This is a genomic window from Erwinia aphidicola, from assembly GCF_014773485.1.
Taxonomy (GTDB): domain Bacteria; phylum Pseudomonadota; class Gammaproteobacteria; order Enterobacterales; family Enterobacteriaceae; genus Erwinia; species Erwinia aphidicola.
The window spans coordinates 39,595-55,502 of record NZ_JACXBP010000012.1 but is presented as its reverse complement, the minus strand read 5'-3'; the positions used below and the strand labels follow the sequence as shown (position 1 = coordinate 55,502).

The 15,908-nt window shown below is 55.8% G+C and carries 21 protein-coding genes and 1 riboswitch; of the genes, 9 read left to right on the top strand and 12 right to left on the bottom strand.

The genetic code is table 11. The annotated features are described in order from the left end of the window. Positions 1 to 122 precede the first annotated feature (122 nt). Complete coding sequence (locus tag ID864_RS21505) at positions 123 to 1,700, top strand: ABC transporter substrate-binding protein (RefSeq protein WP_191150338.1); 1,578 nt, start codon at positions 123 to 125, stop codon at positions 1,698 to 1,700. 65 nt (positions 1,701 to 1,765) lie between these two features. Here ID864_RS21505 and ID864_RS21500 read toward each other — a convergent pair whose 3' ends face one another. Further along, complete coding sequence (locus ID864_RS21500; RefSeq protein WP_048917021.1) at positions 1,766 to 1,960, bottom strand: hypothetical protein; 195 nt, start codon at positions 1,958 to 1,960, stop codon at positions 1,766 to 1,768. 347 nt (positions 1,961 to 2,307) lie between these two features. Between ID864_RS21500 and ID864_RS21495 the strand changes: the two genes are divergently transcribed. The 3 genes from ID864_RS21495 to ID864_RS21485 all read left to right on the top strand — a co-directional run bounded on the left by ID864_RS21495 (position 2,308) and on the right by ID864_RS21485 (position 4,086). Further along, complete coding sequence (locus tag ID864_RS21495; RefSeq protein ID WP_048917022.1) at positions 2,308 to 2,511, top strand: KTSC domain-containing protein; 204 nt, start codon at positions 2,308 to 2,310, stop codon at positions 2,509 to 2,511. A 196-nt stretch (positions 2,512 to 2,707) separates the two neighbouring features. After that, complete coding sequence (locus ID864_RS21490; protein WP_053110444.1) at positions 2,708 to 2,956, top strand: hypothetical protein; 249 nt, start codon at positions 2,708 to 2,710, stop codon at positions 2,954 to 2,956. Positions 2,957 to 3,069: 113 nt separating this feature from the next. Continuing rightward, entirely contained in the window at positions 3,070 to 4,086 is a 1,017-nt protein-coding gene (locus ID864_RS21485) for an acyltransferase (RefSeq protein WP_191150337.1), read from the top strand. A 74-nt stretch (positions 4,087 to 4,160) separates the two neighbouring features. On the opposite strand, the gene ID864_RS21480 is transcribed toward ID864_RS21485, so the two are convergent. Together ID864_RS21480 and ID864_RS21475 are read right to left on the bottom strand one after the other, a co-directional pair. Next, the gene (locus ID864_RS21480; protein ID WP_048917024.1) at positions 4,161 to 4,391 is read right to left on the bottom strand and encodes a hypothetical protein; all 231 of its coding nucleotides are present in this window, start codon (positions 4,389 to 4,391) and stop codon (positions 4,161 to 4,163) included. A gap of 75 nt (positions 4,392 to 4,466) precedes the next feature. Beyond that, the gene (locus tag ID864_RS21475; protein WP_048917025.1) at positions 4,467 to 5,051 is read right to left on the bottom strand and encodes a class I SAM-dependent methyltransferase; all 585 of its coding nucleotides are present in this window, start codon (positions 5,049 to 5,051) and stop codon (positions 4,467 to 4,469) included. A 427-nt stretch (positions 5,052 to 5,478) separates the two neighbouring features. Here ID864_RS21475 and yjbE point away from each other — a divergent pair, with 427 nt between their 5' ends. Further along, positions 5,479 to 5,721, top strand: a complete 243-nt coding sequence (gene yjbE, locus ID864_RS21470) for an exopolysaccharide production protein YjbE (protein WP_099753610.1) — start codon at positions 5,479 to 5,481, stop codon at positions 5,719 to 5,721. 68 nt (positions 5,722 to 5,789) lie between these two features. Here yjbE and ID864_RS21465 read toward each other — a convergent pair whose 3' ends face one another. Beyond that, positions 5,790 to 6,680: a dihydrodipicolinate synthase family protein gene (locus ID864_RS21465; RefSeq protein WP_048917026.1), complete on the bottom strand. Its 891-nt coding sequence runs from the start codon at positions 6,678 to 6,680 to the stop codon at positions 5,790 to 5,792. Positions 6,681 to 6,819: 139 nt separating this feature from the next. Between ID864_RS21465 and ID864_RS21460 the strand changes: the two genes are divergently transcribed. Continuing rightward, positions 6,820 to 6,990 (top strand): hypothetical protein, encoded by a 171-nt coding sequence (locus tag ID864_RS21460; protein ID WP_099753612.1) that lies wholly within the window; start codon positions 6,820 to 6,822, stop codon positions 6,988 to 6,990. 10 nt (positions 6,991 to 7,000) lie between these two features. Here the strand turns inward: ID864_RS21460 and iraP are convergent, their stop codons facing one another. Continuing rightward, positions 7,001 to 7,294 carry an anti-adapter protein IraP gene (gene iraP / locus ID864_RS21455; RefSeq protein ID WP_048917027.1) on the bottom strand — a complete coding sequence of 98 codons (294 nt, stop codon included), beginning with the start codon at positions 7,292 to 7,294 and terminating at the stop codon, positions 7,001 to 7,003. A gap of 167 nt (positions 7,295 to 7,461) precedes the next feature. Here iraP and ID864_RS21450 point away from each other — a divergent pair, with 167 nt between their 5' ends. Together ID864_RS21450 and ID864_RS21445 are read left to right on the top strand one after the other, a co-directional pair. Continuing rightward, positions 7,462 to 7,659: a hypothetical protein gene (locus ID864_RS21450; RefSeq protein WP_048917028.1), complete on the top strand. Its 198-nt coding sequence runs from the start codon at positions 7,462 to 7,464 to the stop codon at positions 7,657 to 7,659. 1 nt (position 7,660) lies between these two features. Beyond that, entirely contained in the window at positions 7,661 to 8,476 is an 816-nt protein-coding gene (locus ID864_RS21445) for a hypothetical protein (RefSeq protein WP_191150336.1), read from the top strand. On the opposite strand, the gene crcB is transcribed toward ID864_RS21445, so the two are convergent. The 4 genes from crcB to proB all read right to left on the bottom strand — a co-directional run bounded on the left by crcB (position 8,426) and on the right by proB (position 12,050). Next, positions 8,426 to 8,803, bottom strand: coding sequence for a fluoride efflux transporter CrcB (crcB, locus tag ID864_RS21440; RefSeq protein WP_191150335.1), 378 nt, complete (start codon positions 8,801 to 8,803; stop codon positions 8,426 to 8,428). The genes ID864_RS21445 and crcB overlap by 51 nt on opposite strands. Positions 8,804 to 8,888: 85 nt before the next feature. Further along, a riboswitch (Fluoride riboswitch) is annotated at positions 8,889 to 8,961 on the bottom strand. Between the two features lie 75 nt (positions 8,962 to 9,036). Continuing rightward, positions 9,037 to 9,663: a LysE family translocator gene (locus ID864_RS21435; RefSeq protein ID WP_048917030.1), complete on the bottom strand. Its 627-nt coding sequence runs from the start codon at positions 9,661 to 9,663 to the stop codon at positions 9,037 to 9,039. 20 nt (positions 9,664 to 9,683) lie between these two features. Next, positions 9,684 to 10,937, bottom strand: a complete 1,254-nt coding sequence (proA, locus tag ID864_RS21430; protein WP_048917031.1) for a glutamate-5-semialdehyde dehydrogenase — start codon at positions 10,935 to 10,937, stop codon at positions 9,684 to 9,686. A 9-nt stretch (positions 10,938 to 10,946) separates the two neighbouring features. Next, on the bottom strand, positions 10,947 to 12,050 hold the full coding sequence (gene proB / locus ID864_RS21425; RefSeq protein ID WP_048917032.1) for a glutamate 5-kinase: 1,104 nt from the start codon (positions 12,048 to 12,050) through the stop codon (positions 10,947 to 10,949). 245 nt (positions 12,051 to 12,295) lie between these two features. On the opposite strand from proB, the gene ID864_RS21420 reads away from it, so the two are divergent. Continuing rightward, positions 12,296 to 13,426 carry a porin gene (locus ID864_RS21420; protein WP_062820975.1) on the top strand — a complete coding sequence of 377 codons (1,131 nt, stop codon included), beginning with the start codon at positions 12,296 to 12,298 and terminating at the stop codon, positions 13,424 to 13,426. Positions 13,427 to 13,531: 105 nt separating this feature from the next. On the opposite strand, the gene crl is transcribed toward ID864_RS21420, so the two are convergent. The 3 genes from crl to gpt form a co-directional block, all read right to left on the bottom strand. Continuing rightward, positions 13,532 to 13,933, bottom strand: coding sequence for a sigma factor-binding protein Crl (crl, locus tag ID864_RS21415; RefSeq protein ID WP_048917039.1), 402 nt, complete (start codon positions 13,931 to 13,933; stop codon positions 13,532 to 13,534). Positions 13,934 to 13,991: 58 nt separating this feature from the next. Next, on the bottom strand, positions 13,992 to 15,242 hold the full coding sequence (frsA, locus tag ID864_RS21410) for an esterase FrsA (RefSeq protein ID WP_099753613.1): 1,251 nt from the start codon (positions 15,240 to 15,242) through the stop codon (positions 13,992 to 13,994). Between the two features lie 142 nt (positions 15,243 to 15,384). Next, on the bottom strand, positions 15,385 to 15,843 hold the full coding sequence (gene gpt, locus ID864_RS21405; protein WP_048917041.1) for a xanthine phosphoribosyltransferase: 459 nt from the start codon (positions 15,841 to 15,843) through the stop codon (positions 15,385 to 15,387). Positions 15,844 to 15,908: the final 65 nt, after the last annotated feature.

Below are 15,908 nucleotides of genomic sequence, written 5' to 3'. Positions count from 1 at the left end.
CATGCCCGGCCCCTACTGAAGGATATTGTGGTAAACAACTAACCATAGTCAGATCCGGCATTTCTGAAGCGCGCAGTGAACCTCTATAGTCCTGATATCTCAACCGATTCAGGACTTTTTTTATGCGCCAATTACTGCCGCTGTTATTCACTACCGCCCTGTTGCTCAGCCCCGGTTCCCAGGCCGCCACGCCAGCCGATACGCTGATCGTTGCTATCTCGCTTGACGGGATTATCAGCTTTGATCCGGCGGAGAGTTTTGAAACCGTCAGCACCAGCAGCCTGCGTAACGTCTACCAAACGCTGGTCACGCCGGATATCAGCGACCCTCGTCAGCTCAGGCCGCAGCTGGCCAGCAGCTGGCAGCCGGGGAGCAGCGAGCACAGCCTGCTGATTACCCTGCAAGCGGACGCGAAGTTTGCCAGCGGCAATCCCGTCACTGCCGACGATGTCATTTACTCGCTGACGCGCGCGGTGAAGCTGAATAAAACCCCGGTGTTTATCCTCGGGGAGTTTGGCTGGACGCCAGACAATGTGGATGCGCAGTTTACCCGGCGCGGCGACCATCAGCTGGAGATCCGCTGGCAGTCGGCAATTGGGCGCGATCTGGCTCTGCGCCTGCTGACCTCACCCGTCGCCTCGGTAGTGGACAGCAAGCTGGTGCAGCAGCACGTGACGGATCGGGACGCTGGCAACGGCTGGCTGCGCACTCACTCGGCAGGTAGCGCGGCCTACAGCATCCGCAACTACGTGCCCCAGCAGGCGCTGGTGCTGGAGCAGAACCCGCACGCTCAGCCAGCCCCCCCTCTCAAGCGGGTGATCCTGAAGAACGTCAGCGATGCCGGTTCACGCCGCCTGCTGCTGGAGAGCGGCGATGCCGACGTCGCCTATAATTTGGGCGCCGACCAGTTCGCCACGCTGCAAAAGCAGGGCAAGGTGCAGGTCGCCAGCTTCCCCTCCAGCCTGATCTATTATCTCGGCTTCAATACCCAGGATAAGCAGCAGCCGGCGCTGGGCAACCCCGCGCTGTGGCAGGCTGCCCGCTGGCTGGTGGATTACAACAGCCTTTCTCAGCAGCTGTTGAAAGGCCAGTATCAGGTGCATCAAACGTTCCTGCCTGCCGGTTTTGAGGGCGCGCTGACCAACCAGCCGTTCCACTACAATGTGGCGAAAGCCAAAGCGATCCTGGCGAAGGGCGGGATCAAGCCCGGCACGCGCTTTGCGCTGACCGTCGTCAGCCAGCCGCCGTACAGCGATATTGCCCAGGCGCTGCAGGCGAGCTTTGCTAAAGCGGATATTCAGATTGATATTCAGCCGGTCGCCGAGTCCGAGCTGTGGAGCAAAATGCGCAGCCGCAATTTCCAGTCGATCTTTATCTACTGGGGCGCGGATTACGTTGATGCCAACAGCAATGCCAGCACCTTCGCCTATAACGTCGCGGGCGGCCCGAAAACGCTGGCGTGGCGCGTTGGCTGGAATATCCCGGAATTGAGTGCCAAAACGCGCGCGGCGGCGGCGGAAAGTGATACGCAAAAACGCACGGCGCTTTATCAGCAGCTGCAAACAGACATCCAGCAAAATTCACCGTTTGTGGTCTCGCTACAGGGGCAACAACTTGTCGGGCTGGGGAAAAATATTCAGGGGGCACATCAGGGCATTGGTATCAGCCTGCTGTACTTTGACCGCGTTAGTAAGCAATGAGGGAATAACTCGTCATCTCCGTCAGCTACGGAGCACCCCGTAGCTGACCGCATCAAAGCTGAAGATCAGGAGATGGCTGAACCCGAGGCGTGTTTCTGTTTATCCGCTTCAAAATGCGTTTTAAACTGCTCGTAGATAGAGATCATATTTGATGCATCTCCCTGCAGCGGGCTGAGCTTCCCCGCACGTACCAGTTCAATCACCAGCTGTAAGGCAGCCTGCTTCGGGCTGCTGGACGGATGGGCAATTTCGTTCGACATAATCATTTCCGCTAAAACAGTAAAAACGCACTCTAGCAAGTTTGGCCCCTTTTCGTCACGCTTTTTACCCCGCCGGACAAAGTTGTACAAAGAAAAATAAACTTGTACAAGTTTGGCGAAGCGGCTAAAGTAACTCCTGTAACGAATTATGCATTTGCATGGCCTCAGGAAGTGTTGCTGGGTTTCCCACTTCCCGAGGCTTATTTTTCTCCCCCCCTTTCCCCCTTTTTTTCTGCCGCTTCGATTAACCTTTCGTGCCAAAAGATAAAATTTCTTGATCCCTGACAGGATAAACGGGCAAAAATCAGCTTAAATTTTAACCTTACCGATGATAAAAGGAGGTTGAAATGAAACGACAGACCGTTGCATCATCCGCAATTCATTCAGTGGGTTACGATGCAGATAAGCGCATACTGGAAGTTGAAACTCTGGGCCACGGTACCTGGACCTATTGCGATGTTCCTCTGACAACATGGCACTTCTTTATGGCCTCCCCGTCTAAGGGGTCTTACTTCTATCAGCACATTAAGCATCAGTTTTCCCAGCATTAATGCCGTAGCGCACGGGCGGAAGCAGCAGCGCTTCCGCCATCGTATTGCTACCATTCAAAATAAGAGTTATCCCATAGAGTCGCCAGGCGGTTAACGCCGATATTGCCAGACGTTTATCTTCATTGATGGTGTTGCGCTCTGGATCCTCGCCTCCAGCGCCAGCCCTATTGACAGCCTGCGCTCACGGAGGGCACCCATGTTGCTATCGGAAAGTAAATTAAAGCTCACTAAAGCCCGGTTGATTTGCGCCACGCTGGCGCTGTACGCCGCGTTGATAGCCGTTTCCAGCGCGCAAACCCTTTCGATATCCCTGTCGCAGGAGCAGGATGGCGGTGATGCGGGGCGCGCCTGTATCTACGTGCATCAGGGCAAAGCAGAATTCCGCGTGGTCAAACCCGGTGAAAGCTGCGCGGCGCAAATTACCGTAGAAACGCATCGCAGCTAAACAGACGGCAAATTTTGCGGGTAAACACAGCAGGATTTTACCAAGGTATGTTACATTTACCCTAAGTTGAAGCCTGTAGAGACTTTGCAGTGCTGCCCTGGCAAAGGAATCTGTTGTTGAAAACCCTCAATATTAAATTACTTACGCTGATTGCGACCTTTTTGGTGATCCTGCTGCACACCGCAGAGATCCCCTACGGCTCATTTCATAACGGCTGGTCGGTTGCAGTGATGTATGACACGCTGGGGCGAATTTCATTTCCGCTTTTCCTGCTGATTGCGGGCTATATCTCTCTAAATAAAAATGAATCCCTGCTCAGCACGCTAAAAACGCGCGTGCTGGATTTGCTGATCCCGCTGGTGGCCTGGACAATTATCTATTTTGTCTACGACCGCACGGTGAATGACAGCCCAAAACCCTTTAGCCTGCTGGATTTACTCAGCACCCCGGCCTACAGCCATCTGTGGTTCATTTACACGCTAATTCTGCTTTACCTGGTCACTCCGCTGCTTAATACCTTTATTCAATACGGCAGTCAGCAGCGCATCAACTATATTCTCGCCGTCTGGTTCGCGCTGGCATCGGTCTATATGCTGTTTGATAACTTCAAAGAGAGCGTGCTGGAAAATCACCTTCGGCAGAACCCCAGTAATATCGATATGGTGGTCTACCTTTCCGGCTTTTATATTATTGGTGGCGTAGTAAGGCGTTATAAGCTCGCGCCAAAAGTGACTATCGCCTCGGTGATATTCGTGCTCAGCGCGGTGCTGACTGCGGTGATGGAGTACTCGCTGTCGCGCAGTATCGGCAGGCCGGACGGAATTTTTCTGTTCTATTCTGCGCCGACCGTCGTTACGCTGGCGCTGGCCTGTTTCTTTATGCTGCTGAATGCGCCATTACAATTTACCCGGCGCGTTAATCTGGCGATTCGCGGTCAGGCAAAGCTCAGCGTAGGTATCTTTTTTGTGCATATGCTGGTGCTGGAGAGCGTGCTGCGCCTGGTCGCGGTGGAGTTCAATGGTTACTACTCGGCGTTCACCATCCCAGCCGTAGCGCTGGCAGTGTTTATTATCTCTTCGCTGATTATTGCACTGGTGATGCGCGTGCCGTGGCTGCGCAAGCTGGTGTAACTCGATGGCCGCCCAGCATATCACTGAACGGCCGCGTATTTCCGGTGGCAGCAGCCCCGGCTACAGGCAGGTAGTCAGTACCTTGCCTCCGCAAATTTGTGCGGTTGATTGATGGCCCTGCGGGCAATCCAGTAGAGTAAAATACGTTCGTCATCGCTATCCTGATCGGCCATTGCCAGCAGCTTCAGGCCCAGCGTGGCTTTGTTGACCGGTTGTCCCGTGATGCTGAGGTCAACCACGGCTTTACCGATGATATTGCACACTTCTTCCTCGTTTGTAACCGGCACTTCTGTTTCACTGCTCATCTTCTCCTCCTCTTTGGCTAAAGGTTAAGCATAGCAAATCTGACACAATTGCCAGGCAGAGTAGGAACATTCGCATTAGCGAGCCGCGCTGGCCCAGGGTAAGCGGGTTAGTGAGTGCCCACGATACACCCATGCAGGCGGTAGGTTAGCCAGCACGCGCGTGCGGTTCCAGGCGAAGTATTCAGAGAGCAGCGGCTCGGATAATGAGGTGTACTGGAACTGAACAAACACGCCGTTTTCACTCAGCTTTTCGGCGGCACGCTGCAGAATGCGGTGGCGCACCCCGTGGGGCAGCGACAGCAGCGGCAGGCCGGAAAATATCGCATCAAACTCCCCCTCCAGCGTTTCCGCCGACTCGCCGCTCACCTGTAAACGATTGTCATGCAGGGATGCCAGGCGCGGATGAAAGCGCGGGTTGGTTTCGAAAGCCAGCAGGCTGGCATCCGCCCGCATTCTGCTTAGCAGATGGCGGGTTAACACGCCCTCCCCGGCACCTAATTCCGCTACGCGCAGGCACTGCTGCCATTCGACGGCGTCTGACATGGTTTTACACAGCGTTTGGGAAGAGGGAGCAATGGTCCCGGTTTTGCGCGGATCGGCGATAAACTCTTGTAAGTAACCGGTTTTATCTTTGATATACGACAGTGCGGTCAACAACATCTTTCATCCCCTGGCCAATTTGACTTAGTCCAGTAGGCCATAACTTGGTTAACAAGTTCTTAAAACCTGCAGGATCCCCCTAAAACCAGGATAAATCGCAAAAATTGCACGCTTTTCAGCCAGATCGAGAGCATCAGAGGATATTCTGAAAAATAGCGTGGATTTCCAGCTTATTACGGCCATCTTTCACAGCCAGGGTTAACCGCGCAGGCGGCGGGAAAAATCTCACTATTGCATTGCCGCCGTGTTATCACGCGTGGCATACAGGGATGGATGACACAACAGGTCCGGTTATTAATGGATCTTTTTAGCATCCAGCGGTACTGGAGTGCGGCTATTTTTGCCGTTGTTCACCCATTTCACCTCGCCATAAATCTCATTATGCTTCCTCTGCAGCACCAGAATCTCAACGCCCGAGGATAATAATATGAAACGCGTCAAATCACTTTTATTGCTGGCATTACTGGCAGGCAGCAGCAGTACCTGGGCCGTGACCGGAGCGGGTGAAGCAGCAGGCAGCAGCGCATCGTCAATGTCTGATGGCACCTCTAATGCCGTTGGCGTTGGCGCCGTTGCCGCGCTGCTGGGTATCGCTCTCGCGACGTCCAGCGGCGGCGATGGCTCGAACACCGGCACCACCACAACGACAACCTCTACGGTTGCGCACTGATTAAATTTTAGAACGCACAGCAGCTCATGGCCTTGCATGCAGCGCAAGGCCATTCATCCGTTAGCGCCTCAGATTTTATCCAACAGTGCGTTCAGCACCTGTTCGATCTCCTGCCGCTCTGCCCGATCCAGTCCCAGTAACGGACGGGGTAACACAGGCTGGCAAATCCCCAGAATCTCTACGGCGGCATACATCACCCGCAGGCTGCTGAGACGCTGGAACAGCTGCCACATCGGCGCCAGTATCTGATTCAGCTCGGCCACCTGCTCTGCATCCCCCGCCTGAGCCGCCCGCATCAGTGCCTGCGCGTGCTGCGGCAGTAGCCCACCCAGCACGCTGAACCACAGATCGCCCCCTGCCAGCAAGGCATTGCCCGCATTCCAGTCACCGCTAAAACCCACGGCAAAACCCGGGGCAAAGCGGGCGCGCAGTTCATTGACATCATCGCGACGGGTCGCGGGCTGAGCAGGCTGTTTCAGCGCCTGAATCTGCGGAAGGGTTCCCAGGCGCTGCAGCAGTTCAGGTGAAAAGGTAAAGTGCGTGGTGCCCGGATTATGGTAGATGCAGATCGGCAGATCGCTGGCCTGCGCCACGGCGGCATAGTGCTGGAATACCTCTTCGTCAGACAGCGGCGTATAGGAGACCGGAGCCAGCAAAATACCGCGTGCGCCCGCTTGTGCGGCATCGGCAGCCAGCTGGCAGGCATCATCGGTACGCAACGCCCCGGCGCTGGCAATCACCGGAATATCCCCCAGACAGGCCACTGCCGCTTCAATAGCGCGCTGCTTTTGCTCACGGCGGAGATAAGCGTAAAGACCGGTGCTGCCGAGTAAACCGACAGAATCGACCCGGGCATGTTTCAGGCGCAGCAGCAGTTTTTCCAGCGCGCGGATATCCACTACGCCAGCGGCGTCAGTCGGGGTGATGGGAAAAGCAGAAAGTCCTTGAAACAGTGCCACAGAAACTCCTTATTACACCGCCTGACGGTGAACAACGACAGATAGCAGAAACTTCACGCGCTCAGCACATGCGGAACAGGCTGGTACTGAGCTTGTCACCTATACTGATAAGCAAACCGGATTATCAAAGGAGTGAAAGATGTTAATTGGCTTCGTTTTACTCGTCAGCGCCTGTGGGCATGACGCCTGTGATGCACTTCCGGTATCTGAGCATATCTTTCCCAGCCGCTACGCCTGCGAACAGATGGCTGAACGCATTCATCAGCGCCGCCCCAACGTGGTGCTGCTGTGCGGTGAAGTCTACCGATAATGCGTAATGATTAACTGTCTGCGGCAGGCGCCGCTTCATCCACATAGCGCGTCACCGCCAGCAGGCGGTTCACATGGGTCAACAGCAGGTCAACGTCCGTTTGCAGGAAACCTTCGCCGCTCTGGGAGGCGGTCAGAATGGCATTCTGGATATTGTCTGAAATAGAGGAAGAGGTCCCCTTACCCACGGTCAGCAGCAGGGCCGCAATCAGCAGCGACTGCGCCTCAACCTGAGCGGTTAGCTCTTTGTTATCCACATCCATTTTGGCCATTTTCATCAGAATATCGATCACCAACTGCTTCATCGTACTTTTATCCTCTCAGTTTATTCGTAAGAAATTACCATTCCCCCCGAAACGGGTAAACAGGATTTGATCACCTTATTGCCCCTGTTTGCCCATAAATGCGCTTTCCTCCTATAGCGGGATCGGCTGCCTGCTGCCAGGCTTGGCAGATAAGTTAAGGAGAACCCATGTTTCGTTTTATCACTTCCCTGTTTTCCAGCCCGGAGTACCTGCTACAGGTGATGAGCCAGAATGACATCGCCGAATCAATTGAAGAGGGTGAGCGCATCCTGATCGACGAAGATGGCAGTGCAATGGTCAACATTTCCAGCCCGGAAGTGCGCGCTGATTTTGCCCGCCACGTTGCCGCATTGAAGAGGGCATAAGATGGGAACGGCTATTTTTATGGTACTGATGGTCTGCGGTTACTGGTATACCAGCCGCGACCTTTCCACCCGCTTCAAAATTAAACGCTCGTTTGGCTGGGATGTTTACTTCCTGGTTGCTCTTTACGGCTGTATTTTCGTCCTGCAAGGGGTGATCGCCACCGCGCTTGTCTGGCTGCTGCTGCTGCTGGTGTCTGCTATTTTCAATGCTATCCCGCAGCTGGCTGATGGCCTGCATCATCAGTGGCAAGTTGAATTTATGACCTGGAGCTTTTTAGGTATTCAGGCACCCGTTGTGGTCATGCTGACCTTCGCCGTCGCCTTCTGTTTTTATCGCTCCAACTGGTCCGGCAGCGCACGCCTCAACAGCTCTGACCGCAAAAAATTGTACAAGAAGCTCTCGCGCTCCAATGGCGTAGAGGGATTACTGTTTCAGTGTATGGAGGAAGGCGAGCTGGCATGGGTGACATTGAAATCACGGCGCATCTATATCGGCATGATCCACACGGCGTCGTTTGAGCCTGAGATAACCGCCAATGTGGTGCTGATCCCGATGCTGAGCGGCTACCGTGATGGAAAGACCTTAAATCTGAATATTGAGCATAACTACAGCCGCTGGTATGCCGAGCATGGCATAACGCTGGAGTCAGAGCCTAAGTCGGCAATGGCGTTTCGCAAGGTGATCATGCTGGACCAGATTGAGAGTTTTTCGCTGTTCGATGCGGCCAGCGCTAGCGCGCTGGCATTAAAAGATGAAGAGCAGCACTTAGAAAAACAGCGAGACCAGCCAGAATCCGGCGATGGTCATCAGCAGTGAACCCAGCACGTGGATCAGCACCGACGTGATTGCCCAGACATAGTTACCCGCCTGCAGCAGCGTGACCACCTCCAGCGAGAATGTGGAAAAGGTGGTCATCCCGCCGCATAAGCCAGTGGTAATGAGCAGTTTCCACGCCGGGTCCAGCTGCGGGTGGCGCATAAACCACGCCACTGCCACGCCGATAATAAATCCCCCCACCAGATTAACCAGCAGGGTGCCGGGCGGCAGATTGGGGAACAGTGCGTTCAGGCGCACGGCCAGCAGCCAGCGGATCACACAGCCAGCGCAGCCGCCAATCATGACGGCCAGTAAAGGTTTCAGCATAGAGTCCTCAGCGAATTTCGAGGCAGGTGCCAGCAGGCAAATAAACAGATAGCCTGATACACCCGCCTCTGGTTGAACAGAGTCAGGGTTATCAGGCGTCATCAGCCCCTTACGGACGAGGCGGTTGGGAAAGGTGGAACACCATCACCTTATAGCGATTAAGATAATCAGCGAACCCTCGTTTTGCAAGTGGCCTATATAGCCGGAGTGAATATCCTGCGTACGCTAATTTCTTAGCGCTTATCCACCACCATTTTCACCGCCAGGCCCGCCAGTACGGTGCCCATCAGCCAGCGCTGCATTTTTTGCCAGCCGGGGCGCGTAGCGAGGAAGGCCGCAATCGTTCCCGCAGCAAAAATGATCGTTCCGTTGACCAGCACGCTGGTGACGATCTGCGTGATGCCCAGCGTCAGCGATTGTGCCAGCACGTGGCCTTGTTCGGGGTGGATAAACTGCGGTAGCAGCGTCAGGTAGATTACTGCGGTTTTCGGGTTAAGCAGGTTGGTGAGCAGCCCCATGCTGAACAGCTTACGCGGGCTGTCCGGCGGCAGGTCGCGCAGCTGGAAAGGCGACCTCCCGCCGAAAATGGCCTGCCACGCCATCCACAGCAGATAGGCTGCCCCGGCAAATCGCAGCGCGTCATACGCCAGCGGTACCGCCATTAGCAGCGCGGTAATCCCCAGCGCGGCACAGACCATATAAAACATAAAACCGAGCGCCACGCCGCACAGTGAAATATACCCTGCCCTGCGCCCCTGACAGAGCGAGCGCGAGATCAGATAGATCATATTCGGACCGGGCGTTAACACCATGCCGAGGGCAATGGCGGCAAAGGGAATAATCTGCGCGAGCGTGACCATTTAAACCGCCTTACTCTCTGTTAACCGCGAATCGTATCGTCGCCGTAAGCCACCCACTTGTAAGTGGTTAGCGCTTCCAGCCCCATCGGGCCGCGGGCGTGCAGCTTCTGGGTGCTGACCGCCACTTCCGCGCCCAGGCCAAACTGCCCACCGTCGGTAAAGCGCGTGCTGGCGTTGACATATACCGCCGAGGAGTCCACTTCGTTAACGAAGCGGTCAGCATGCTGAATGGTGCGCGTCAGAATAGCGTCCGAATGCTGAGTGCCGTACTCGCGAATGTGGGCAATACCCTCGTCGAGGTCATCCACCAGCTTGACGTTAAGATCCAGCGCCAGCCACTCATCGCGATACTGCTGTTCCGTCACGGCGCTGACTGCCGCCGGGCCGCTGCTGAGCAGCGGCAGGGAGCGTGCGTCGGCATGCAGGGTGATGCCTTCTGCGGCCATCCGCGCGCTCAGCGCAGGCAGGAAACTCTCGGCGATTTCCGCATCAATCAGCAGCGTTTCCACCGAGTTACAGGCGCTCGGGCGCTGTTTCTTGGCGTTGACGATCACCTTCAGCGCGGCTTCCAGCTCAATACTCTTATCCACATAGATATGGCAAACGCCGATCCCACCGGTGATCACCGGGATGGTCGACTGTTCACGACACAGCTTGTGCAGCCCAGCCCCACCACGAGGGATCAGCATATCGACATAGCGATCCAGCTTCAGCAGCTGATTCACCAGCTCCCGATCCGGGCTCTCAATCGCCTGGACTGCGCCCGCTGGCAGGCCGTGCTGCTGCAGGGCATCCTGGATCACCCGTACGGTAGCGGCGTTGGTACGGTATGTCTCTTTACCGCCGCGCAGGATCGCCGCATTACCGGTTTTCAGGCACAGCGTGGCGACGTCCACGGTCACATTCGGGCGCGCTTCGTAGATCACCCCAACCACGCCCAGCGGCACGCGGCGGCGCTCAATGCGCAGCCCGCTGTCGAGCTTGCCGCCGTCGATCACTACCCCAACAGGATCGGCCAGGCGGCACACCTGACGAACGTCGTCGGCAATCCCCTTCAGCCGCGCCGGGTTCAGCATCAGGCGGTCGAGCAGCGCTTCACTCATGCCGTGGCTGCGCGCATCGGCAAGGTCAAGCTGGTTGGCCGCAAGGATAGGCGCACTCTGCGCTTCCAGGCGATCGGCAATGGTCATCAGGACCTGATTTTTCTCGGCGGTGGAGAGCACCGACAGCTGGTACGAGGCGGCCTTAGCGGCCTTACCCATTTGTTCAAGCATGCGCGTTCCTTAAGAAACAATCATATCGTCGCGGTGCACGGCAACCGGACCATATTCATAACCTAAAATTTCGCCGATCTGCTGGGAGTGGTGCCCGGCAATCAGGCGCATTGCATCGCTGTTATAGCGCGATACGCCGTGGGCAACGTCGCGCCCCTGCAGGCTGCGAATACGGATCACTTCGCCACGCGAGAAGTTACCGCTGATTTCGCGGATGCCTTTCGGCAGCAGCGAGCTGCCGCGTTCGAGGATCGCCGACAGCGCGCCGTCATCGACCACCAGCTCACCGGCGGGCGGCGCACCAAAGATCCAGCGTTTGCGGTTCTCCAGCGGCGTTTCAAAGGCGTGGAAACGCGTACCGACCGGGTTACAGGCGATGACATCGGCAATCACGCCGGGGCGGCTACCGGCGGCGATAATGGTGTCGATGCCCGCCCGGCAGGCGACGTCGGCGGCCTGCAGTTTGGTCGCCATGCCACCGGTGCCGAGGCCGGACACGCTATCCCCGGCCAGTGCACGCAGCGCATCATCAATGCCGTGGACGTTGCTGATCAGTTCTGCTTGCGGGTTATTACGCGGATCGGCGGTAAACAGCCCCGGCTGATCGGTCAGCAGCAGCAGCTTGTCGGCACCGGCCAGAATCGCCGCCAGCGCCGACAGATTGTCGTTATCACCCACTTTGATTTCCGCGGTAGCAACGGCGTCATTTTCATTAATCACTGGCACGATATGGTTGTCGAGCAGCGCACGCATGGTGTCGCGGGCGTTGAGAAACCGCTCGCGATCTTCAAGGTCTGCGCGGGTCAGCAGCATCTGGCCGATGTGGATGCCGTAAATTGAGAACAACTGTTCCCACAGCTGGATCAGGCGGCTCTGCCCCACCGCAGCCAGCAGCTGCTTAGAGGCGATGGTCGGGGGCAGTTCGGGGTAGCCAAGATGCTCACGCCCGGCCGCCATCGCGCCCGAGGTAACAATGACAATCCGGTGGCCCGCCGCGTGCTGCTGCGCGCACTGACGCACCAGCTCAACGATGTGTGCCCGATTCAGCCGACGCGATCCGCCGGTCAGTACGCTGGTCCCCAGTTTGACTACCAGGGTCTGACTGCTGCTCATTAAATTCCTGCCATTCGTAAAAAAGAGTACAGAGAAACGTTTTAGCAGGTGTGGTGGCTGAAGCCAACAGCCATCAAGGGAAAACGGCGAAAAAGGCCTGACCACTCGCTAGACCAAAAGTTCGCAATTAACAAGAAATGTTGAAAACTGTAATAAATCTTTAATGGAGAAAGGGTAAAAAGTCCGTGCTTTCAGCAGAGCCTTCGGGCCACTTAAAAATTTTACTCTTTCGGGATTGATTGAAAATGATGAAGAAAAGCGCACTGGCAATCTTAACCGCGGCTCTGGCTCTGTCCACCGCTGCACAAGCCGCAGAAGTCTATAACAAAGACGGCAATAAGCTGGATTTCTACGGCAAAGTTAAAGCAATGCGTTATATGAGCGATGCGGATACTAACGCCAGCAACAATGCTGACAAGTCTTACACCCGTATCGGCTTCAAAGGTCAGACCCAGATTAACGACCAGCTGACCGGCTACGGCCAGTGGGAATATAACTTCAGCCTGAGCAACTCAGAAGGGGGTTCTGACGCACAGTCTGGCAACAAAACCCGTCTGGGCTTTGCCGGTCTGAAACTGAAGGATTACGGCTCAATCGACTACGGCCGTAACTACGGCGTGATCTACGACGTTGAAGCCTTCACCGATATGATGCCAGAGTTCGGCGCAACGGCTTATACCCGCGCTGACACCTACATGCTGACCCGTGGTAACGGCATGCTGACCTACCGTAATAATGACTTCTTCGGTCTGGTTGATGGCCTGAAGTTTGCCTTACAGTATCAGGGCAAAAACGACGCATCCTCTACCCGTAATGCCAACGTCTCTAACGGCGACGGCTATGGCGCATCACTGTCGTACAGAATTATTGAAGGTCTGACCGTCAACGGGGCAGTCTCTTCTTCTAACCGTCTTATCCAGACGCAGAAAGAGTCAACTTACGGTGCAGGTGAGAAAGCGGAAGCCTGGGCAACCGGGGTGAAATATGACAACAATGGTGTTTATCTGGCCGGTACTTACGCTGAAACGCGTAACATGAATCCCATTAACAGCGGCGCCACCTTCACGCAGAACGGCACCACCACGGCAGTTTCTGGCTACGTGAACAAACTGCAGAACATTGAGTTGGTTGCGCAGTATCAGTTTGATTTCGGCCTGCGCCCGTCACTGGCCTACGTGCAGACCAAAGGCAAAGATATGGAAAACGGGATTGGCGATGCTGACCTGTACAAATTTGTTGATATCGGCGCCACCTACTACTTCAACAAAAACATGTCGACCTTCGTAGATTACAAAGTCAACCTGCTGAACGACGACAACAAACTCGGTCTCAACACCGACGATATCGTTGCTGTCGGCGTGATGTATCAGTTCTAACGCTGTCAACACTGTGACAACGCCACTGCCACAGTGAGCCTTACCCCTCGTTATGTGTCTATAAAAAAGGCTGGAGTTATCCAGCCTTTTCTTTTATTTCAGATTTTACGCGGTGAGCTTCACCGGTTCGTCGGCGAAATCTGCCGCCGGAACCAGCCCTAACTTCAGCTCTGCCAGCTGGGCTTTCAAACGCTCGTGGAAATTACGCAACGTCTCTTCGAGCCGGGCATTATTATCCTTACCTTTCACCGTCGATGGCTTCCAGTTGCCTTCTTTATCGAACAGGCCAAAGTGATACTCATAGGTAAAATGGTCAGACTGAGCTTCAAGCTCCATCCACCAGCCCCAGAACTCACGCAGCTCGGGTGCGGGTTTCACATTGACGCAAACTGCCAGACAGTCAAAGAAGAAACGGTCACCCTCACATTTTCCTTCTCTGATATAAGGACCTAAAGAGTGAAAGCGCTTAATCAGCTTACTCCTCGGGTGTCCACTCGGTAACGTCATCGCTTAACCTCCTTCATTGGGCCTATAGTTGTAGCGCAAAACCATGAATTATGGCAACTCATGCGCGTAAACGCTCCGATATCCAGTCGCAAATATCGCGAACTGCCTTATCGAAGTTGCCCATCGCCGGGGTGGGATTGATTTTTAACAGCCGCCCGGCGCTGGAAGAGCTGACGATTAAGCGCGACTCCTCTTCCGGGCTGAAAGGATCGTGCGGCCAGTAACCGGACAGCATGGGCACCGGGCAGCGGCGTCCCAGCAGTCCCTGAATTTTTAGCGAGAAGCGGCTCAGTTCGGTGCGCAGAGCGCTGTCCGAGGTGCTCGACATGCCAAGGCGGCTGGCGAGCATATCCATATACATCTCCGGCACGCGGTCCTGTAGGTTAGTGTCGCTCAGTAAGCTATGCACCACCGGCCCCAGGCAGGCCACGGCGCGCAGGTGCTGGCTTTCCAGATACGCCAGCCGCACCGCGACGTTGGCGCCGAAGCGAAAGCCAAACGCCGCCACGCGCGTATGGTCGACCCACGGCACGGTATTCAGCTGGCGCAGCACCTGCTGATGCAGGAAGCTGGAGTCCTGCGTCAGCTTCCATTTCGCGGAGAACCCGACCGACGGCATATCCAGCGTCAGCATCGCAATGCCGCGCGGCGCAAGGTAGTCATGGAACAGGCGATAATGGTCGCTCTGCAGCGCGTCGAGGCTGCCGCACATGATGACCGTAGGATACGGCGCTTTCACATCGGCAGGCATATGCAGGAAGCCGATCACCGGGCTACCGCCGGGAATGGCAAACTCCAGCTCTTTCAGCTCGCCAGACAAGCGGTTGGTGGCTTCTTCATAGGCACGGCTGGCCAGCAGCTGCGCCTGCTCCGCCAGCTCATCCTCTTTAAGATGCGGGTAAGCCGCCACGCTGTAGAGGTTGGCGGCATGCAGCCAGTGTTGACCTGCCTGCGCATCGTCGCTGCACTCGCTGGCTTTCTGCTGCCACTGTGCGCCCTGCTTCGACCACTCGTAAATCCAGTTGCCGCCGCGATAGCCAATCACCGTATCCAGCAGTTTGTCATCGGTATGCTCCACGTTGCTGGCGGCAATGCGCGCCAGCACTTCGCTAATCTCCTGCGGAGAGATGCCGCGCCAGCTCCACAGCAGGCGGTTAATCATGCGATACCAGCCAGCATGATTCTCCCCGTCCAGCGCGGAGTGAATACTTAACGGATTATGGTGGGCGAGACGGCGCACCAGCGATGAAGTTTCCGGGTGCTTGAAGCGCGGCTTGAACAGTTCTTCGCTGAGATTTTTCGGCGACATAACAGGGAGGTCCTCCGGCGTGCTAGTAGTGTTTTAGTCTACCGTAGGCCGGGGATTGACGCGAAGAGTAAAAACAGATGCGCCCGGCATAACCGGGCGCACTTTGATCTCACGCAGCTCTGAGAGAGCCAGCGTGGAGGGATCAGCCTTTAACCAGCGGTGGAAGATAAACCACGCCCATGTCCCAGGGCTGCTCAATCCAGGTGTTCTGCGGGATGTCGATAATATAGTCGTCAACCAGTGGACGACCGGCAGGCTTGGCGAAAATCGTCACGAAGTGCGCTTTCGGGTACATATCGCGGATCGCCTGGGCAGTGCCGCCAGTGTCGACCAGGTCATCAATCACAATAAAGCCTTCGCCATCGCCTTCGGCACGCTTCAGCACTTTCATTTCGCGCTGATTATCGTGGTCATAACTGGAGATGCAAACGGTATCCACATGGCGGATGCACAGCTCGCGCGCCAGCAGCGCAGCAGGCACCAGGCCCCCACGGCTCACGGCGATAATGCCTTTCCACTGTTCAGCAGGCAGCAGGCGCTGGGCAAGTTTACGGGCATGGATTTGCAGCATGTCCCAGGTGACGACGTATTTTTCACTCATAAAAGAATCCCGACCAGTAAACCTGGCTTAAAAATTGTGCAATGGGAGCGGTTGCGCGAAATTAT